We start from the raw sequence: 17,900 nt of genomic DNA, 5'->3' as shown, positions 1-17,900 counted from the left end.
TGACTACGAGTTCACACAAAATACAAGGCCTCCATACTCTGCACCGCATCCTCCGAATGCCGGACCCGGAACGCGGTCGTCTGCAATTCCTCCCACCCCCACGGATCCGAAGGCCCCAACGCCAATCCGGCCAGCCGCGCCCATTCGATCTCGTTCGCGGCCTCACGCAGGTCGACGCCGGCGTTGTCGAGCTGCCACCTCTTCAACTCCAGTGAGGCGATCACCGCGTGCGGGTCGCCGCTGACGACGAACGGCTCATCCTCGGGCCAGCCGGAGGCGTGGAACATCGCCCCGTCCGGCAGCCACACGAGGTCCTCGGTGTGCTCCATGCCACCGCGGTAGGCGACCCGGCCCACGATCCGCGCGTCGGGGAACCGCTCGCGCAGCTCCGTGGCCGCCGACCTCAACGGCTCGTCGTTGCCGTCGGCCGCGAACGCCGGATTCACGATGCTCAGCATGGCGCCCCACGCACCGGCGTGGACGACGTCCAGATCGGCGCGCACGGACGACGGCAACGGCGTCAGCACCGAGCGCGGCCCGAGGTCCTCCAGAACCTCCTCGACGCCCTCGAACGTCCCGGCGAACGCACGTGCCGCCGCCGGGTCCTGGGGAGGCAGACCGCGGGCGTCGACGTCGAACGGCGGCCGGGCCACGGTGAGATGGCACAGCCCCATGGAGCCGCGCACGATCCGGTCCGGTGCGGATGTCCAGTAATCGGTGTCGGTCATGCGGGCCACCGTAGTGGGCCTCGATGACACGCCGTCGAGAGCCGGAGCCGGGGCAGGAACGGGAGGCCGGAGCTGCGGACGGAGCTTCGGACGGCCTTCCGGTCCCGGTCAGGCCGTCTGACCGATCGCGGCCCGGTTCGGGTCAGGCCGTCTGGCCGATCGCGGCCCGGGCCGCCAGGCGGAACTCCTTGACCGTGTCGTAGAGGGCCCGTTCCCGTTCCGTGGCCAGGGCCGAGTCCGCCGCCCTGCGGGTGGTGTCGCCCGCGCGGGTGTCCTCGGCCATCCGGCGCATCACGTACGAGAGATCGGCGGAGGCGTTGGTGACGCGTTCCGCGACCGCCGCCACGGATGCCGGGCCTTCCAGGACGACGACCTCGCAGCAGCGGTGGACCTCGCGGGCCAGCGCGACGAAGCGGTCCGTCAGCTCGTCGATGACGGCCGGATCGGGGTGGTCCGCGCGCAGCGCGGCCAGGACGGCGTCCATGGCGAGGTCGCGGTCGTGGAGGGCGCCGAGGTAACGGGCGTACGCGTCGCGGCGGTGCCGACGGCTCTCCTGGGCGTGCTGGGAGCGCGCCTGGGCACGGCCGTTGGCCACCGCCGCCCCCAGCGTCGCCACGGAACCGATGGCGGCGCCCAGCAGTGCGGCGAGTCCTGAGTCCATGCCGGTCAGTCTGCCGCCCGGCGCGCCGACAGGCGGTGAGCGGGTGGGCCCTTGGTCGGCGCCGGTGCGATCAGCTTCGGTGCGAGACGGCCAGCTCGATCAGGTAGCGCTTGGTCACCCGGCCGCCGTAGTGCCCGTCGATCAGGCCCGCCACGCATGCCAGCAGCCCGTTCCTGGCCGCATCCGGCAGTGCTCGGTGGCCGGAGTAGGTGCGCAGCACGTCCAGGTACTCCGCCGTGGTGTAGGTGAGGTCCCACGTGTAGCGGCGGAAGACCGTCTCGCCGAACCGGCCGCTCCGCTCGATCTCCTCCGTATGGTCGGAGTTGTCGACCTCGCCCGCCTCGGGAGGCCGCATGCCGGGCCGTGTCGCGGGGTCGAAGCGCTCGTAGCAGCGCTGGACCTCGACGAAGAACTCCTCGGTACCGCCCCTCACATGCTGGTTGCGCACCACGGCGAGCGCCCCGCCGGGACGCAGCGCGTCGGCGGCCCTGGTCACGCGTACCGCCGGATCGATCCAGTGGAACGCGGTCGCCGCGAGCACCACGTCGAACGGCTCCGCCGACAGTGGCCAGTTCTCGAACTCCGCCGTCACCACCTCCGCCGACACCGCCCCGGCTCCGGCCCCGGGCCCTGCCTCCGCCTCCTCCTCCGCCGCCGCCTCCGCCTCCTCCTCCGCCGCCGCCTCCGCCTCCGCCTCCGCCAGATTGCGGCGTGCGATCGCGGCCATCCGCGGTCCCGCCTCGACTGCCGTGATCCGACAGCCCAGCGCGGCCAGGGGCACCGTGGCCTGGCCGGTCCCGCAGCCGATCTCCAGTACGCGACGGCCTGGGCGGGCCCCCGCGAGGTCCGCGAGGTCGTCGTACAGCTCCGGCGGATAACCGGGCCTGGCCCGGTCGTACAGTTCCGCGTCCTCGTCGAAGGTGCGGCTCAGCAACGCCCGCCGGGTCTCCTCGGGTTGGTCGTCACGTCGTACGTGCGCGTGCGCGCGTGCGTCTGCGTTGGGGTCGGGCATGGGAGGAGGCTAGACGTTGCCCGGGCCAAATCGCCCCCCCCTGGCGGCTCAGTCCTCCTGGTCCGGGGCGGTGGACCGCACCAGGGACACGGGCTCCGTCTGCTGGTCGGAGGCGGAGACGCGGGTGGTGTGGCGGGTCAGGCGCAGCCCCATGGCCGTGAGGACGTCCGTGTCGTAGAGCGCGCACAGCAGCGCGGCCGCCGCCGGGAGCGGCAGCGGGCCGGCCGGGACGAGGCCGAGCAGGGCCGCCGCGTCGGGGTCGTCGAGGACGGCCTGCCCGGCGTGGGCGAGCACCTTGCGGGGGTCGTCGACGATGAGTTCGTCGATCTGGATCCGCTGGGCGCGGACCCGCAGGTCGAGAGGGCGGGCCGGGGCCGGGGCGGGCCTCGGGGCGGTGACGACGGACCGGAGGTTCGGGCGGGTCGGGTGGGTCACGTGGTTCATGGGGTGGGCTCCAGAGAACGGTCCGCCGGAACGACGGTGCGTGGAACGGCAGTGCACGGAACGGCTGGGGCGGGGGGCGACGCGGCGGGCGGGCGGGGCGGTGGAGCGGGGCTTGGCAGGAGGCGGGCCGGGCGGTGGAGCGGGGGAGGAGGCAAGATCGGCCCGGTCTGACCGAGTTGGCGTACGACGGGGTCGGACATGCTTACCTTGAGAGCGCCGTGCGAGCGTCGCAAGGTGCGCTGTGTGCACTGTGCGCAGACTGCGCGGAATGTCGGATAGATCGAGCCGGAACAGGGCCGGGCACCGGGCCGGACACAGGGAGGGGGAAGGCGTGGCGCGCGAGAGGTCGGGGCGGACGGCCCAGCACCTGGTCCTGGTGGCCCGCCTGCGGCGGCTGCGCGAGGGCGTCGGACTGTCCGTCCCGCAGGCCGCCACGCAGTTGGGCTGGCATCCCTCGACGCTGCGGCGGCTGGAGCAGGCGCAGACCTCCCTCGACGTGGGTCAGGTGTCCGCCCTCCTCGATGCCTACGGGGCGGGCGCGGCGGAGGCCGACGACATCATGGGACGGCTCAACGCCGCGAACATGCCCGGCTGGTGGCATCCATGGCGGGACGCGATGGCGCCCTGGCTGATGGATCTGATGAGCGTGGAGTCCGCGGCGAGCGTCGTACGCACCTGGCATCCGGCGCTGGTGCCGCTGCTGCTGCGGACCCCGGCGTACGCGATGGCCGTCGACGAGATCATGACCCCCGACCGGGGCGCGGCCGAGCGCCGGCGGCGGGCGGACTTCCTGGTCGAGCGTCAGAAGCGGCTCCAGGAACAGCAGACCCGGCTCTGGGCGGTCCTGCCCGTCACCGCGCTGCGCTGCCGGGTCGGCGGCGACGCGGTGATGCGCGAGCAGCTCAGAAAGCTCCAACAGATCGCGGAGCGCGGGGATGTGACGGTGCAGCTGCACGACGAGTACGCACCGCCCCACCCGCTGACCGGCGTTCCGGCGCTGACCCTCTACCGGGTGGAGATCCGGGAGATCGCCGACCATGTGGTCCGGGAGGGCGGACTGCCCGGCACCGCGGAGGTGTGGGACAGCCCCCACCCCGTACAGACGTATCAGGGAATGCTGGACGTGTCGTGCGTGATGGCGATGCGGCCGGCCCGAACAGGAGAGGCGTTACAGGATGAGTACGACCGGAAATGGGCCTGAACTGCCCGCGCAGATCGACACGAGCGTCGCGCACTCCGCGCGGGTCTGGAACTACTGGCTCGGCGGCAAGGACAACTTCCCGGCCGACCGGGCGGCGGGCGACGCCTACCGGGAGAAGTACCCGCTGATCGAGACGTTCGCGAAGGAGTCCCGGGACTTCCTGCGCCGGACCGTCACCCACCTCGCCCGCGACGCCGGGATCCGGCAGTTCCTGGACGTCGGCGCGGGGCTGCCGACCGCGAACAACACGCACGAGGTCGCCCAGCGGATAGCCCCGGAGTCCCGTGTCGTCTACGTCGACCACGACCCCCTGGTGCTGCTGCACGTCCACGCGCTGCTGACCAGCACCCCCGAGGGCGCGACCGCCTACGTCGAGGCGGACATGCGCGACACCGAGACCGTGCTCACCGGGGCGGCCAAGACCCTGGACCTGACGCAGCCCGTCGCCCTCGTGATCAGCGACGTGCTGGGCCACATCGTGGACTGGGACGACGCCCTGTCCCTGGTAAGGCGGCTGGTGGAGCGGCTGCCCTCCGGCAGCTACCTCTCGCTCAGCCACTCCACCGCGTCCGACGACGCCCACCGCGCCGTGCAGGACGAGTACAACGCGAGCGGCGCGATCCCGTACATCTTCCGGGAGCCGGAGACCACGATCGCGTTCTTCGACGGGCTGGAGATGGTGGAGCCGGGCATGGTGTCCTGGCCGAACTGGCGGCCCGACGCGAACACCGGCACCACCACGGCCCGGGCCGGGTGGGGCGCGGTCGCCCGCGTTCCGTAACCACGTCCGCATCCGCCGCGCCGCGCACGGGCCTTCCCCGTGCGCGGTGCGCACCGCCCGCAGAGGCTTGCGCATGAGCACCACAGGCACCACCGACCGCGAGGCCGCCGGCTCGTGGGGAGCCCGGGACGGGCGGGAGACGGCGGGCCGGCTGCTGCGGGCGGCGACCCGCTCCGGTGCGCATCTGGTCGCCGAGGCCGCGGCCCTGGTCCAGGGCTGGGCGGTCCTCGCCGACCCGATCGCCGGGGCCGTCTACAGCACGCCCGCCTCGGCCGCCGCCGACGGCGTGCACGCGGCCGCCGCCCCGCAGGAACACCCGTACTGCGTCCAGCTCCCGGCGGCCGGAGCGGTCCTCGTCCTGGCCCCGGCGCCCACCACGCCCGCCGAGCACACCGGCCATGTCGCCGCGACCACCGCGGCCCTCCTGGAGGTGCGCGGGCAGCGGGCGGCGGAGCTGCGCGGCGAGCAGATGCGGCTGCACACCACCCTCATCCGGCTGCTGCTGGCCGGCCACACCTCCGTCGTCACCGAGACCCTGGGCCGGAACACGACCACCGCCACCGAGACCCTGGGCCGCGACACCGCCGTCGCCGAGGGCCTCGGCCGAGACACCGCCACTGCCCCCGCCACCGAAGGCCCGGGCGGGAACCGGCTTACCCATGTCACGGTCTACCGGCTCGCCGGCGCCGACATCCCCGCCGCCCACCAGGTCCTCTGGCGGGCCGTACGCCCCTCTCTCGACCCGTACGCCGGTGCCTGCACCCTGCTGGGCCGGCTGGACGGCGAACTCGTCGTCGCCGAACTCCACCACGGCGGCGACGACGGAAGGGTCCTGCGTCTGGTCTCCCGGGTGAGCGAGCGGCACCGGCTGCTCGCGGGCATGGCCGGACCGCTGCCCCTGGCCGAGATGCCCACCGCCCACAGCGGAGCCGCCGCCGCCCGGCACAGCGCCACACCCGACCGCCGGATCGTCCCCGCCGACGCCGTCGGCACCTCCCGGCTCGCGCCCCTGCTGCCCACCGTGCCGTACGCCCGGTGGGCGGAGTCCGTACTGCGTCCGCTGGCCCCGGCCCACCGGCACCTGCTCCTGGTGTGGCTCCGCACCGGCAGCAAACCCCGCGCCGCCGCCGCGCTCGGTCTGTCCGCCGGTACGGTACGGGCCCGGATACGCGAGCTCGCCCGGCTGCTCGGCGCGGACCTGGAGGACGCCACCGTGCAGGCACATCTGCTGCTGGCCCTGCGCGCACCCGGCCCGGACGACGGCGGCAACGCGCCCCTGCCGCCCGGAGCGCCCGGGACTGACCGGCTGGCGGCGCTGCCGGACGGCCTGCTGGACGGCGAGGCGGTCCGGTCCTGGGCGTACGGCCTGGTCGGCGGGTTGGAGCCGCATCTGCGGATCGCGCTCGCCTGCTGGCTGCGCCACCACGCCAGGACCGCCCCGGCGGCGGCCGAACTCCACGTCCACCGCACCACCCTGACCAGCTGGCTCGGCCGGTGCGCCGAACACCTCGCGCAGAACCTCGCCGACGCCACCGTGCGCGCCGAACTCCACCTCGCGCTCCGGGCCACCCGGAACGGCCCCGACGACCCGGCGGCCCTCCCCCGGCGCGGCGGCCGCACCTACCGCCGGCTGTGACCGCCGCCGAAAACCCGGCTAGGCCGGCGCCTGGCCCGTCTCGAAGCGGCTGACCCGGTCGCCGGAGACCGTGAAGACCCAGCGGGTCCGCATCGTGCCCCAGGTGTCGTTCGTGTAGTCGACGACGAGGGTCCGGCCGTCGTCGGACGCCTCCACGACCTGCATACGGCCGTTGGCCTTCGGGGAGAAGATCTCCTTCTCCGTCCAGGCCGCCAGGTCCCGTTCGCTGCCGTCGTCGGACATCGTGGCGTCCTCGGTGAGGACGTCGGCGAAGAAGGCGTCCTTGTCACCCGCGTTCACCGTGGCGATGAACTTCTCCACCACCGGGTCGCTGATCGATGTGGTCATCGTGCTGCTCCCTTTCTTCCGTGATTTCTTCCGTGACTTCTTTCTTGACTTCTTCCTGCCCCGAGTCTCTGTCGGCGGGTTCACCGCCGCATGCCGTCCCTCACCCCTCTGGGTGCGGTTCGTCGCCGGTCCGGCTGAGGAAGAGATCCCGCCCCGGGCACGTCGTGTGCGCGGGCCACAGCGCGTGGACCGGGACGTGGACGGGCGGGTCCAGGTCCACGACGTGGGCCGCGCCGCCCGCCGCCGGGCCCGGGGGCGTCGTGACGAAGGCGATGCGGCCGGTCGCGGTGACGGCCGTGATCGGCGGGGTGCCCTGGACCGGGTTGCGCCGGGTGTCCGGCTCCACGCCCGCCTGACGGCACAGGCCGATCAGGAGATCCGTGTACGCGGACGAGCCCGGCTCGCCCCACACCGTGAGCGGCTGGCCGCGCAGATCGGCCAGGGCCACCGCGGAGCGGGCGGCGAGCGGGTGCCCGGCCGGGACGGCGATCCGCAGACGGTGTTCGGCGATCCGGGCCCGGGTCAGGCCCGTGTCGGCGGGCATGGCCCGGCTCAGGCCCAGATCGCAGGCGCCGGTGAGGAGTTGTTCGCGCAGTTCGTCGGGGAAGAGCTGGCGGACGTGGGCCTGTATGCCCTGCTCCTCCGTACGGGCCCGGGTCAGCAGGTCCACGACCTCCTCGGCGGTGACCGCCGGGGTGTGGCCGATGCGCAGGTGCCCGGCCCGGCCGCGCCCGATCCGGCGGGCGCGGTCCAGGGCGGCGAGCGCCTGGGCGCTGAGGGCCCGGGCGTCGTCGATGAGGGCCTGCCCGGCCGGGGTCGGGGTGACATGCTGGTGGCCCCGGTCCAGGAGCTGGACGCCGACGTGCCGCTCCAGGGTGCGGATGGAGGTGCTCAGCGCCTGCTGGCTCAGGTGCAGCCGTTCGGCCGCCCGGGTGAACCCGCCCTCCTCGGCGACGGCGACGAGATGTTCCAGCTTGCGCAGATCCAGACTCACGCGGTCCTCCCGGACGCCATCGGCCGACGGTCGCCGGTCAGCGGACCGTGTAGCCGCCGTTGGCGAAGATCGTCTGGCCGGTGATCCAGCCGCCCTCGGTGACGAGGAACTTCACCAGCGGTGCGATGTCCTCGATCTCCGTCAGCCGGCCGCCCATGGCCTGCGACTTGTGGAACTCCACGCGCTCCGGCGTCTCCTGCGGGTAGAAGAACGGCGTGTCCATCGGCCCCGGGGCCACATTGTTCACGGCGATGCCGCGCGGGGCGAACTCCTTGGCCGCCGCCCGGGTGAAGTGCTCCAGCGGGGCCTTCGCGCCCGCGTAGGTGGCGTACCCGTCGGTGAACGCGGCGAGCAGCGAGGTGACCAGGCTGACGATGCGACCGCCGTCGTTGAGGCGGGTGCCGGCCTCCTGGAGGAAGAAGTACGCCGCCTTGGAGTTGATCGCGAACATGCGGTCGTACTCCTCCTCGGTCGTCTCGCCGATCGGCTTCCGCAGCACCATGCCCGTGGTGTTCACGGCGACGTCCACCCCGCCGAAGGCGTCCAGCGCCTGGTCGAAGAGGCTCCGCACCCCCTCGACGCGGGTCAGGTCCTCGCGGACGACGACGGCCTGCGCGCCCGTACCCCGTACGGCCTCCGCCGTCTTCTCGGCATCGGCGGCGGTGTTCTCGCTGTGGTAGTGGACGACGACGTTCGCGCCGGCCTCGCCGAGCGTGCGGCTGATCAGGCCCCCGAGGTTCTTCGCACCACCGGCGACCACGGCGGTCTTCCCGGCCAGCGGCTGCTGCGACTGCGACTGCTGCTCACTCATGGCGGATCCTCTCCATCGGCCGCACTCCGATATTCCGGTATGCGGCGTTCGTCGTGGTTTCTGTGGTCCACGCTAGGAGCGCGCCCCCGCCGCGGGGAAACACAAAGATCGCGTCGGGCCACCAGGAAGATGGGTCACCGCAGGTCAGCGCGGGCGCACAGGTGCCACCCGGGTGACCGGAAAGGCCATTGACGTACGCCGTACGGGTCACGAAGGATCACCGCGTGACCACCGAACAGCCTTCCCCCACCTCCGCCCCGGCCCGCCCCATCGCCCTGATCACCGGCGTCGGCCGCAGCATCGGCATCGGCGCGGGCATCGCGCGCCGGCTGGCGGCCTCCGGCTGGGACGTCGCCTTCACCTACTGGACGCCGTACGACCGCCGCATGGACTGGGGCGCCGAGCCGGGGGCCGCCGCGTCCATCGCGAAGGAGCTGACGGAGGCCGGGGCCCGTACGGCGGCGGTCGAGGCGGACCTGTCCGACCCCGACGCGCCGACCCGCATCTTCGACGAGGCGGAGCAGCGTCTCGGCGGTCCGGTGACCGCGCTCGTCCTCTCGCACGCGGAGTCGGTGGACTCGGGGCTGCTGGACACCACCGTGGAGGCGTTCGACCGGCACTTCGCGGTGAACTCCCGGGCCAGCTGGCTGCTGATCCGCGAGTACGGGCTGCGCTTCCGCAGCGCGCCCGGCACCGCGACGGGCCGGATCGTCGCGCTCACCAGCGACCACACCGTGGGCAACCTCCCCTACGGCGCGAGCAAGGGCGCCCTGGACCGCATCACCCTGGCCGCCGCGCACGAGCTGGCCCACCTCGGCGTGACGGCGAACGTCGTCAACCCCGGCCCGGTGGACACCGGCTGGATGACCGACGACCTGCGCGAGACCCTGGCCGCGGGCACCCCGCTCGGCCGCCTCGGCACCCCGCGGGACACCGCGCACCTGGTGGACTTCCTGTGCTCGCCCGAAGGGCAGTGGGTCAACGGCCAGTTGCTGAAGAGCAACGGCGGCGCGGCTTCGTAGGGACCGGCGCGACGGCGAACCTCCGCGCATCGAGGTTGCGTCTAATCTGGCGTAATCCATGTAGTGCACAGGGGGTCGTATGCACAGCGAAGACAGGTCCGGGAGAATCGGCGACGCCGTGCCCTCCCCCCGCACCGTGATCGACGGCCGCTACGAGCTGCTGGAGCCGATCGGCAGCGGCGGGATGGGCGAGGTCTGGAAGGCGCACGATCTGCGGCTGCGCCGGTTCGTCGCGGTGAAGGGCCTGCTCGACCGGAACGCCATGACCGCGGCGAACCGGGCGGCGGCACTGCAACGGGCCCGGCGCGAGGCGGAGGCCATCGCGAAGATCGAGCACCAGAACGTGGTGACGGTCCACGACCAGGTCGAGACCGAGAACCAGGTCTGGATCGTGATGAAGCTGCTCGAAGCGCCTTCCCTGGGCGACCTGTTGACCGCCCAGCACGTCCTCGCCGTGCCGAGGGCCGCCACCATCGGCCTGCAGATCCTCCAGGGCCTGCGGGCGGTCCACGCCGCCTCGGTCGTCCACCGCGACGTGAAACCGGGCAACGTCCTCGTCCGCGACGACGGCCTCGCGATCCTGGTGGACTTCGGCATCGCCACCTTCGAGGGCGCGGACCGGGTCACCCGGACCGGCAGCGTCATCGGCACACCGCCGTACCTCGCGCCCGAGCTGTTCGCCCCCGCCTCCCCCGGCCCCACCCCGGCCTCCGACCTGTGGGCGCTGGGCGTCACGCTGTACGAGATGGTCGAGGGCCGGCCGCCCTTCGCCGGGCACGAGGTCTGGGAGGTCCAGGAGAACATCCGGCAGTCGCCCGATCCGGTCATCCGGTACGCCGGTCCGCTCGCCCCGGTCGTCCAGGGGCTGTTGATCCCGGACCCCCGGGAGCGGCTGGACGCGGCCACGGCGGAGGCGATGCTCCGCGAGGTGCTCGGCGATCCCGCCGCACCGCACGCGGGCCGGGCCGCGTCGGCGACGCACCCGCCGACCGCGCCCTCCACACCGAACCCGTCGACACCGAACCCCTCGACACCCGCGCCCGGTCCGGCCGTTCCGCCGCCGCCGGTGGCGCCCGTGGCACCGGCTCCGACTCCTGCACCTCCGGCGGCGGGCGGCCGGCGCGCCCGGCACCGTGGCTGGAAGGTGGCCGCCGCGGCGGTGTGCGTGGCGCTGCTGGCCGGTGCGGGCTGGCTGGTCTCGCAGGGCACCGGCGAGAAGGACGGGGGCGGGGGCGGCGACCGGGCGGGCTCGGTGCGGGGCCAGGGCGAGGGCGACGGTGCGGCGGGCAGCGGCTCCCAGGAGCGGTGGAAGGACACCCACCCCACCCTGAAGATCGGCGTCAAGGACGACCAGCCCGGGCTGAGCATCTTCGACAAGAAGTCACGCACGTACAAGGGTTACGACATCGACCTGGCGTACGCGATCGCCGAGAGCATGGGCTACGGCAAGGGCGAGGTCGCCTTCACCACGGTCGCCACCGACTACCGGTCCACCGCGCTGAAGACCAAGCAGGTGGACCTGGTCATCGCCTCGTACAGCATCACCGACGACCGCAAGACGGCCTCGCCCGACGGCTACAGCGTCGACTTCGCGGGCCCTTATTACGAGGCGAGCCGGGGCTTTCTGGTCCGCGAGAAGTCGGCCAAGTACACGATCAACGACTCCAGCGACCTGCGGGACCTGGGCGTCGAGGTGTGCACGGCACGGGAGTCGACGTACGAGAAGGCGCTGCCGAAGCAGGGCTTCACCATGGCGAAGTCGCAGCCCAACACCTATCAGGACTGCCTGGACAAGCTGCTGGACCCGAAGTCCGACGTGTACGCGGTGGCCTCGGACGACATCATTCTCGCCGGGTACGTCCAGGCCAACCCGGGCAAGGTGCGGCGGCTGGAGAACATCCAGGGCGCGGAGGGCTACGGCGTGGCGATGCGGCCGGGGACCAAAGTGCTGAAGGGCGAGGTGTGCTCGGCGCTCCGGACGATCCTGGACAGCAGGGTCTGGGAGGACATGTACAAGGAGAACCTCTCCGGCCTGGTGGGCAACGAGAACCCGCCCGGTCTGCCGGACCTGACGGAGTGCGAGGGGTACTGAGCCCCGGTCACCGCCTCCCGGCCCGTGCGCGGTCCTGCCCGGCTCAGCGCTCCGGGAACCGCTCCCCGCACCGGCTGCAGAAGACCGGTGCGGGGTCCGGCGAAAGGCGCCCGCACTCCGGGCAGACCCGGTCCAGCATGCAGGGCGCGTCGCCGCCCTCGTACGCCCCGCCCGGCGGCTTGATCGCGAGGCCGGGGCGGCGGCGGTGGACGGTGAGGTACACCAGCCCGTCCGGTCCGGCGGCCAGCGCCCGCCGTGAGGTGCGGGGCAGCCAGAGCGCGGTGCTGGGCGCGAGGTCCAGGACCCGGCCGCCGCCCGCCCGGACGCTGCCCGCACCCGCCAGGACGACGAGGAGCACGTCGAGCACGTCCTCCTGATGCTCACCGACCTCGGCGCCCGGCGGCAGCCGCACCAGATTGGCGTCCAACTCCCGCCCCGGCTCGGCCAGCTGCCACAGCGCGCCGCGCTCGCCGGGGGCGGCGGAGGCGAGGAGCATGTCGAGGACGGCGAGGATCCGGGGGTCGGCGTTCACGGCGTCCAGGCTACGCCGCGCCGGCGGGGCGGGCTCGCGGCGGTCGCCGGGTCCGGCGCACTCAGTCCTGCGGGGTGGGCGCGCCGGCCGCGGCCACGCAGAACTCGTTGCCCTCCGGGTCGGCCATCACCACATGGTGCCCGTCGACCTCCGCCAGCACGGACCCGCCCGCCGCAACGAGCCGCGCGGCCTCCGCCCGGATCCGGTCCCACCGCTCGGCCGGGGTGCCGTGGCCGTCGATCCGCACATCGATGTGCAGCCGGTTCTTCGCGGTCTTCGGCTCGGGCACCTTGAGGATGGCGAGATGTGGGCCGACGCCTTCGGGGTCGCAGAGCCAGGCCCCGTCGTCCACCGTCTCGCCCTCCGGCAGATCGAACTGGGCGAGCCACTCCTCCCGGGTCGCGAACGGCGGCGGCGGGGGCAGGTCCACATAGCCCAGGGCCGACTTCCAGAAGGCCCGCAGAAGTTGGGCGTCGGCGCAGTCCAGGGTCAGATCGATGCGTACGGGCATGGCCAGGACCGTACGGGACTCGTCCGACAAACGCATCCGCGTAACGTGGCCCACCGCCCACCCGCCCGCCGCGCCGAGGGGAACCACGCCGTGCACCGCGAACCGAACGACCTGTACCCGCCGATCGAGCCGTACGACGGCGGCATGCTGGACGTCGGCGACGGCAACCTCGTGTACTGGGAGGTGTGCGGCAACCCGGACGGCAAGCCGGCCCTGGTGGTGCACGGCGGCCCCGGCTCCGGCTGCACGCCCCGCGCCCGCCAGTACTTCGACCCGGACCGCTACCGGGTGGTCCTCTTCGACCAGCGGGGCTGCGGCCGCTCGACGCCCCACGCGAGCGACCCGGCGACCGACATGGCGCACAACACGACGGCCCACCTGATCGCCGACATGGAACGCCTGCGGGAACACCTGAACATCGACAACTGGCTGCTGTACGGGGGTTCCTGGGGCTCGACCCTGATCCTGGCGTACGCCGAGGAGCACCCGGAGCGGGTCACGGAGGCGGTCATCCCCTCGGTGACGACGACCCGCCGCAGCGAGATCGACTGGCTCTACCGGGGCGCGGGACAGCTCTTCCCCGAGGCCTGGGACGCCTTCCGCGCGGGCGTCCCCGAGGTGAGCGACCCGGCCGGGCTGGTCGCGGCGTACGCCCGCCGGATGGAGAGCGAGGACGCCGCCGTACGGGAGAAGGCGACGGCCGACTGGTGCGCCTGGGAGGACGCGGTCGTCTCGATGGAGTCGGCCCCGGGCCCGGCCCCGTACAGCGGGCGTCCGGGCCGCGACCAGATGGCGCTCGTCCGGATCTGCTCCCACTACTTCGCCCACGGAGCCTGGCTGGAGGAGGGCCGCCTCCTCGCCGAGGCCCACCGTCTGACCGGCATCCCCGGCGTCCTGATCCACGGCCGCTTCGACATCGCCGGCCCCCTGATCACCGCCTGGGAGCTGAACCGTGCCTGGCCGGACGCCGAACTGACGGTCATCGACAACGCGGGCCACATGGGCGGCACGGAGACCCGGCGGGCGGTGCTGGAGGCGCTGGACGGCTTCGCCGGGAAGAGGTGAGGCGGTGACCCAGCGGTGAGACGGTGAGGTGGTGGGACAGGGACAGGACGGCGAGGGCCCGCCCCCCTGTCGGCGCATTCCAGGGGGGCGGGCCTCACGCGGTGCGGCTCCTACCAGGCGAAGGCCTCCGGCGACGGCCCCGGACCCGGGAAGATCTCGTCCAGTCCGGTGAGCACGGCCTCCGGGAGCTCCAGCTCCAGGGCGCGCAGGGCGCTGTCCAGCTGGTCGGCGGTGCGCGGGCCGACGATCGGGCCCGTGATGCCGGGGCGGGTCAGCAGCCAGGCCAGGGCCGCCTCGCCAGGCTCCAGGCCGTGCTTGTCGAGCAGGTCCTCGTAGGCCTGGAGCTGGGCGCGGGTGGCGGGGTCGGCCAGGGCGTCGGCCGCGCGGCCCGAGGCGCGGCGGCCGCCCTCCGTGGTCTTCCTGATCACGCCGCCCAGCAGTCCGCCGTGCAGCGGCGACCAGGGGATGACCCCGAGGCCGTACTCCTGCGCGGCCGGGATGACCTCCATCTCGGCACGGCGCTCGACGAGGTTGTAGATGCACTGCTCGCTGACCAGACCGAGCGAACCGCGCCGGGCGGCCTGCTCGTTGGCCTGGGCGATCTTGTAGCCGGAGAAGTTGGAGGACCCGGCGTAGAGGATCTTGCCCTGCTGGACCAGGACGTCGATCGCCTGCCAGATCTCGTCGAAGGGCGTGTTCCGGTCGACGTGGTGGAACTGGTACAGATCGATGTGGTCGGTCTGGAGGCGCTTGAGCGAGGCGTCGACCGCGCGCCGGATGTTCACGGCGGAGAGCTTGTCGTGGTTCGGCCATGCCTCGCCGTCGGCGCCCATGTTCCCGTACATCTTGGTGGCCAGGACCACCTTGTCGCGCCGGCCGCCGCCCTGGGCGAACCAGGTGCCGAGGATCTCCTCGGTGCGCCCCTTGTTCTCGCCCCAGCCGTAGACGTTGGCCGTGTCGAAGAAGTTCAGGCCCGCGCCGAGCGCGGAGTCCATGATCGCGTGACTGTCCGACTCATTGGTCTGCGGGCCGAAGTTCATCGTCCCGAGGACGAGCCGGCTGACCTTGAGTCCCGTACGTCCGAGCTGTGTGTACTTCATGACGCCCAAGCCAACTCCTTCGAGTCCACTCCAGGCAAGCACGGGCCCCGGACGCGCCGGGCGGCCGGACCGGCGCGGAACGCCGGCCGACGGCCCGCCGGTCTCAGCCGCCGATGGCTGCCCCCACGGCGACGACGACGAATATCAGCACGAGCACGGCCGCCATGATGCGGTTTCTGGTCTTCGGGTCCACCCTTCGAGCGTAACCGCAGCGGTCACCCGCCCAGCGGCCAGGCTCGCACCGTCGCATAGCGCGGCCGCTCCCCCGGCACCCCGGACACCGGCAGCTCGCTCCGTACGAGGGCGAGCTCCCCGGCCTCCCAGCGCTCCCCCTCGAACCCGGCCAGCGCCTCGGCGAAGGGCCGCAGGTCGGCGTCACCGCGGCTCCGGGCCAGGGTGAGGTGCGGGGTGTAGCGGCGGTGCTCCTCCATCGGCAGCCCGGCCCGCCGGGCGGCGGCCTCCGCGCGCTCGGCGAGCAGCCGCAGCGTGTCGAGCCCACCCGCCGCCCCGGCCCAGAGCGCCCGCCCGCCGAAGTGCCCGGCGCCGTGCACCCGCAGCGGGAAGGGCGCGGTGCGGCGGGCGGCCCGCTCCAGCCGCGCCTCCAGCTCCGGCGTGGCGTCCTCGGGCACCTCCCCGTAGAACGCCAGCGTGAAGTGCCAGCCCTCGGGTCCCGTCCAGCGCAGGCTCTCCGAGCCCGGCAGTGTGTGGAGCGGCGCGAGTGCCGTACGGAGTCCGGCGACGGCGGACGCGGGCGGCAGGACGGCGGCGAAGAGGCGCTGGGCGGGCGGACGGCCGGGATCGCGGCTGCTCATGGGCGCGAGTCTGCCAGGTCCGGGCGTGTCCGGGAGTCCGCGCCGGTCGTTGTACCGCGCGGCTGCCCGCATCCGGTCGGGTGGCGGGGAGGAGCGCCACGGTGACCGACGTGGACAGCGACGGAAACGCCCCGGCCGGCGGCGACGCCGATGACTGGCGCACGCTGGACATGCTGTACGACTGGCTCGAACCCGCGCCCGAGGGGTGCAAGCTCGAAATCGTCGAGGGGAACGTCTACCTGGTGCCGCAGAGGGACACGCACTGGCGGAATACTCTGGCGATCATCAGGCAGTTGTCGGCCCACTACGAGGAGAACCGGTTGCTGTCAGACGTACGCGTCGACTTCCCCGGCCACCTCAACGGCTTCGCCTCCGACGTCCTCGCCCTTGCTTCCGACGCCGTCAAGGGCGAAGACGGCCGCTGGCGCTACCAGGACGTCGAGTTCGTCGCCGAGGTGATCTCGAAGGGCACCGCCGTGAACGACTACGGCGTCAAGAAGGCCGTCTATGCCACCGCCGGTGTCCCCGTCTACCTCATCGTCGACCCGTACACCGGGACCTGGCACCTGCACACGCTCCCGAAGGAGGACGAGTACCGCAGCGTGCTGAGCCTCGACTTCGGCACCCCGGTCGACCTGACCTCGACCGTCGTCGGCCTCAGCCTCGCGACCGACGCCTTCCCCCGCGACTGACCCCGTACCCCGGCAAGCACGCGAAAGGCGCCCTCCCCCCGCTCCGGGGAAGGGCGCCTTTCGCGTGGCTCACGCCGCCGTCGCCAGCTGCTCGCGCGGGACGAAGCGGACGTGCGGGCGGCCCGGGCGGAGGTCGACCTTCAGGCGGAGGCCGCCGACGCGGGCGAGGGCGAAGCCGACGGCCAGGGCGGCGATCACCGAGATCGCGCCGCCGGCCGCGAAGCCGATGCGGGCGCCGTACGTGTCGCTGATCCAGCCGACGATCGGGGCGCCCACCGGCGTACCCCCGGCGAAGACCATCATGTACAGGCTCATCACCCGGCCCCGCATCTCCGGGTCGGCGGCCATCTGGACGCTCGTGTTCGCGGTGATGTTCGTCGTCAGGCCGAGCATGCCGATCGGGACAAGGAGGAGCGAGAACAGCCAGACGTACGGGGAGACCGAGGCGGCGATCTCCAGCAGGCCGAACGCCGTGCCCGCCGCCACCAGCATCCGCAGCCGCGAGGAGCGGCGGCGGGCCGAGAGCAGTGCGCCGGCCAGCGAACCGGCCGCCATCAGGATGTTGAAGAAGGAATACATGCCCGCGCCGCCGTCGAAGATCTCGTCGGCGAAGGCGGTCAGCCAGATCGGGAAGTTGAAGCCGAACGTGCCGACGAAGCCGACCAGGACGATCGGCCAGATCAGCTCGGGGCGGCCGCGGACGTACGTCAGGCCCTCGCGGAGCTGGCCCTTGGCGCGGGGCACGGTCACCGAGGCGTGCAGTTCGTTCGTGCGCATCATCAGCAGGCCGATGAGCGGGGCCAGGAAGGAGAGGCCGTTGAGCAGGAACGCCCAGCCGCTGCCGACCGTGGTGATCAGGACGCCCGCGACGGCGGGGCCGATGAGCCGGGCGGACTGGAAGTTCGCCGAGTTCAGGCTGACCGCGTTGCGCAGCTGCGCGGGGCCGACCATCTCGGAGACGAACGACTGGCGGGCCGGGTTGTCGACGACGGTCACCATGCCGAGGAGGAAGGCGACCAGATAGACGTGCCAGACCTCGACGACCCCGGAGAGGGTCAGGACGGCCAGCGCGATGCCGCACAGGCCGAGCATGGCCTGGCTGACGAGCAGGATCTGCCGCTTCGGGAGGCGGTCGGCGATGACGCCGCCGTACAGGCCGAAGAGCAGCATCGGAAGGAACTGCAGGGCTGTGGTGATGCCTACGGCGGTGGCGGAACCCGTCAGGCTCAGCACGAGCCAGTCCTGCGTGATGCGGGACATCCAGGTACCGGTGTTGGAGATCACGGCGCCCGTCGCGAACAGGCGGTAGTTACGGATCTTCAGCGACGAGAAGGTCCCGCCGGTCTTGCTCTCGTGGGTGGAAGTCGGTGCGGGGGCGGAGTCTGCTCCGGATCCCGTACTCAAAAGAGTTCGCCTCCTCGGGCGTCTGCGGCGTTCGGTCCGACGAGGACGTGACGA

The 17,900-nt window shown here is 72.8% G+C and carries 19 protein-coding genes; 7 read left to right on the top strand and 12 right to left on the bottom strand.

Going from position 1 to position 17,900, the window contains the following annotated elements; translation table 11 throughout:
- Window positions 1–11: 11 nt before the first annotated feature.
- From ACSMXR_RS21170 to ACSMXR_RS21155, 4 genes are all read right to left on the bottom strand, one after another.
- A complete protein-coding gene (locus ACSMXR_RS21170; RefSeq protein ID WP_473169662.1) occupies window positions 12–728 on the bottom strand; it encodes a DUF6333 family protein in 717 nt (238 codons plus the stop codon).
- 142 nt (window positions 729–870) lie between these two features.
- Window positions 871–1,389 (bottom strand): proline dehydrogenase, encoded by a 519-nt coding sequence (locus tag ACSMXR_RS21165; protein WP_381852691.1) that lies wholly within the window; start codon window positions 1,387–1,389, stop codon window positions 871–873.
- 70 nt (window positions 1,390–1,459) lie between these two features.
- Window positions 1,460–2,401, bottom strand: coding sequence for a class I SAM-dependent methyltransferase (locus ACSMXR_RS21160; protein WP_473169661.1), 942 nt, complete (start codon window positions 2,399–2,401; stop codon window positions 1,460–1,462).
- Window positions 2,402–2,449: 48 nt separating this feature from the next.
- Window positions 2,450–2,845 (bottom strand): hypothetical protein, encoded by a 396-nt coding sequence (locus ACSMXR_RS21155; RefSeq protein WP_137234729.1) that lies wholly within the window; start codon window positions 2,843–2,845, stop codon window positions 2,450–2,452.
- A 331-nt stretch (window positions 2,846–3,176) separates the two neighbouring features.
- On the opposite strand from ACSMXR_RS21155, the gene ACSMXR_RS21150 reads away from it, so the two are divergent.
- The 3 genes from ACSMXR_RS21150 (at window position 3,177) to ACSMXR_RS21140 (ending at window position 6,463) form a co-directional block, all read left to right on the top strand.
- Window positions 3,177–4,046 (top strand): helix-turn-helix domain-containing protein, encoded by an 870-nt coding sequence (locus tag ACSMXR_RS21150; protein WP_473169660.1) that lies wholly within the window; start codon window positions 3,177–3,179, stop codon window positions 4,044–4,046.
- Window positions 4,021–4,827, top strand: a complete 807-nt coding sequence (locus tag ACSMXR_RS21145) for an SAM-dependent methyltransferase (protein WP_103507725.1) — start codon at window positions 4,021–4,023, stop codon at window positions 4,825–4,827. Before ACSMXR_RS21150 ends, ACSMXR_RS21145 begins: the two co-directional genes overlap by 26 nt.
- A 73-nt stretch (window positions 4,828–4,900) precedes the next feature.
- A complete protein-coding gene (locus ACSMXR_RS21140) occupies window positions 4,901–6,463 on the top strand; it encodes a helix-turn-helix domain-containing protein (protein WP_473169659.1) in 1,563 nt (520 codons plus the stop codon).
- Window positions 6,464–6,481: 18 nt separating this feature from the next.
- On the opposite strand, the gene ACSMXR_RS21135 is transcribed toward ACSMXR_RS21140, so the two are convergent.
- The 3 genes from ACSMXR_RS21135 to ACSMXR_RS21125 all read right to left on the bottom strand — a co-directional run bounded on the left by ACSMXR_RS21135 (window position 6,482) and on the right by ACSMXR_RS21125 (window position 8,616).
- Window positions 6,482–6,811: a hypothetical protein gene (locus ACSMXR_RS21135; protein ID WP_030087430.1), complete on the bottom strand. Its 330-nt coding sequence runs from the start codon at window positions 6,809–6,811 to the stop codon at window positions 6,482–6,484.
- A gap of 100 nt (window positions 6,812–6,911) precedes the next feature.
- Window positions 6,912–7,805 (bottom strand): LysR family transcriptional regulator, encoded by an 894-nt coding sequence (locus tag ACSMXR_RS21130; protein WP_473169658.1) that lies wholly within the window; start codon window positions 7,803–7,805, stop codon window positions 6,912–6,914.
- A gap of 37 nt (window positions 7,806–7,842) precedes the next feature.
- Window positions 7,843–8,616: an SDR family oxidoreductase gene (locus tag ACSMXR_RS21125; protein WP_086779408.1), complete on the bottom strand. Its 774-nt coding sequence runs from the start codon at window positions 8,614–8,616 to the stop codon at window positions 7,843–7,845.
- A 224-nt stretch (window positions 8,617–8,840) separates the two neighbouring features.
- Between ACSMXR_RS21125 and ACSMXR_RS21120 the strand changes: the two genes are divergently transcribed.
- Window positions 8,841–9,638: an SDR family oxidoreductase gene (locus tag ACSMXR_RS21120; RefSeq protein WP_381790867.1), complete on the top strand. Its 798-nt coding sequence runs from the start codon at window positions 8,841–8,843 to the stop codon at window positions 9,636–9,638.
- A gap of 79 nt (window positions 9,639–9,717) precedes the next feature.
- Window positions 9,718–11,730 carry a serine/threonine-protein kinase gene (locus tag ACSMXR_RS21115; protein ID WP_473169657.1) on the top strand — a complete coding sequence of 671 codons (2,013 nt, stop codon included), beginning with the start codon at window positions 9,718–9,720 and terminating at the stop codon, window positions 11,728–11,730.
- Between the two features lie 43 nt (window positions 11,731–11,773).
- On the opposite strand, the gene ACSMXR_RS21110 is transcribed toward ACSMXR_RS21115, so the two are convergent.
- Together ACSMXR_RS21110 and ACSMXR_RS21105 are read right to left on the bottom strand one after the other, a co-directional pair.
- Complete coding sequence (locus tag ACSMXR_RS21110) at window positions 11,774–12,262, bottom strand: hypothetical protein (RefSeq protein ID WP_473169656.1); 489 nt, start codon at window positions 12,260–12,262, stop codon at window positions 11,774–11,776.
- Between the two features lie 61 nt (window positions 12,263–12,323).
- Window positions 12,324–12,773 carry a VOC family protein gene (locus ACSMXR_RS21105; protein WP_364890721.1) on the bottom strand — a complete coding sequence of 150 codons (450 nt, stop codon included), beginning with the start codon at window positions 12,771–12,773 and terminating at the stop codon, window positions 12,324–12,326.
- A gap of 90 nt (window positions 12,774–12,863) precedes the next feature.
- On the opposite strand from ACSMXR_RS21105, the gene pip reads away from it, so the two are divergent.
- Complete coding sequence (gene pip, locus ACSMXR_RS21100) at window positions 12,864–13,838, top strand: prolyl aminopeptidase (protein ID WP_381790876.1); 975 nt, start codon at window positions 12,864–12,866, stop codon at window positions 13,836–13,838.
- 110 nt (window positions 13,839–13,948) lie between these two features.
- On the opposite strand, the gene ACSMXR_RS21095 is transcribed toward pip, so the two are convergent.
- Window positions 13,949–14,938: an aldo/keto reductase gene (locus tag ACSMXR_RS21095; RefSeq protein WP_473169655.1), complete on the bottom strand. Its 990-nt coding sequence runs from the start codon at window positions 14,936–14,938 to the stop codon at window positions 13,949–13,951.
- A gap of 215 nt (window positions 14,939–15,153) precedes the next feature.
- A complete protein-coding gene (gene thpR, locus ACSMXR_RS21090; RefSeq protein WP_218525263.1) occupies window positions 15,154–15,750 on the bottom strand; it encodes an RNA 2',3'-cyclic phosphodiesterase in 597 nt (198 codons plus the stop codon).
- A gap of 101 nt (window positions 15,751–15,851) precedes the next feature.
- On the opposite strand from thpR, the gene ACSMXR_RS21085 reads away from it, so the two are divergent.
- Window positions 15,852–16,442 carry a Uma2 family endonuclease gene (locus ACSMXR_RS21085; RefSeq protein WP_376185282.1) on the top strand — a complete coding sequence of 197 codons (591 nt, stop codon included), beginning with the start codon at window positions 15,852–15,854 and terminating at the stop codon, window positions 16,440–16,442.
- A gap of 69 nt (window positions 16,443–16,511) precedes the next feature.
- Here ACSMXR_RS21085 and ACSMXR_RS21080 read toward each other — a convergent pair whose 3' ends face one another.
- Window positions 16,512–17,846 carry an MFS transporter gene (locus tag ACSMXR_RS21080; RefSeq protein ID WP_473169654.1) on the bottom strand — a complete coding sequence of 445 codons (1,335 nt, stop codon included), beginning with the start codon at window positions 17,844–17,846 and terminating at the stop codon, window positions 16,512–16,514.
- Between the last annotated feature and the right edge of the window lie 54 nt (window positions 17,847–17,900).

It is taken from the genome of Streptomyces sp. DSM 106670 (assembly GCF_055792845.1).
This window is presented reverse-complemented; position numbering and strand designations above follow the sequence as displayed.

What these genes read in the sequence shown, in the direction of transcription:
- ACSMXR_RS21160 (WP_473169661.1), bottom strand. Translation starts at nt 2,401, where the DNA reads ATGCCCGACCCCAACGCAGACGCACGCGCGCACGCGCACGTACGACGT.
- ACSMXR_RS21105 (WP_364890721.1), bottom strand. Translation starts at nt 12,773, where the DNA reads ATGCCCGTACGCATCGATCTGACCCTGGACTGCGCCGACGCCCAACTT.
- ACSMXR_RS21145 (WP_103507725.1), top strand. Translation starts at nt 4,021, where the DNA reads ATGAGTACGACCGGAAATGGGCCTGAACTGCCCGCGCAGATCGACACG.
- ACSMXR_RS21170 (WP_473169662.1), bottom strand. Translation starts at nt 728, where the DNA reads ATGACCGACACCGATTACTGGACATCCGCACCGGACCGGATCGTGCGC.
- ACSMXR_RS21140 (WP_473169659.1), top strand. Translation starts at nt 4,901, where the DNA reads ATGAGCACCACAGGCACCACCGACCGCGAGGCCGCCGGCTCGTGGGGA.
- ACSMXR_RS21155 (WP_137234729.1), bottom strand. Translation starts at nt 2,845, where the DNA reads ATGAACCACGTGACCCACCCGACCCGCCCGAACCTCCGGTCCGTCGTC.
- ACSMXR_RS21115 (WP_473169657.1), top strand. Translation starts at nt 9,718, where the DNA reads ATGCACAGCGAAGACAGGTCCGGGAGAATCGGCGACGCCGTGCCCTCC.
- ACSMXR_RS21135 (WP_030087430.1), bottom strand. Translation starts at nt 6,811, where the DNA reads ATGACCACATCGATCAGCGACCCGGTGGTGGAGAAGTTCATCGCCACG.
- thpR (WP_218525263.1), bottom strand. Translation starts at nt 15,750, where the DNA reads ATGAGCAGCCGCGATCCCGGCCGTCCGCCCGCCCAGCGCCTCTTCGCC.
- ACSMXR_RS21095 (WP_473169655.1), bottom strand. Translation starts at nt 14,938, where the DNA reads ATGAAGTACACACAGCTCGGACGTACGGGACTCAAGGTCAGCCGGCTC.
- ACSMXR_RS21165 (WP_381852691.1), bottom strand. Translation starts at nt 1,389, where the DNA reads ATGGACTCAGGACTCGCCGCACTGCTGGGCGCCGCCATCGGTTCCGTG.
- ACSMXR_RS21125 (WP_086779408.1), bottom strand. Translation starts at nt 8,616, where the DNA reads ATGAGTGAGCAGCAGTCGCAGTCGCAGCAGCCGCTGGCCGGGAAGACC.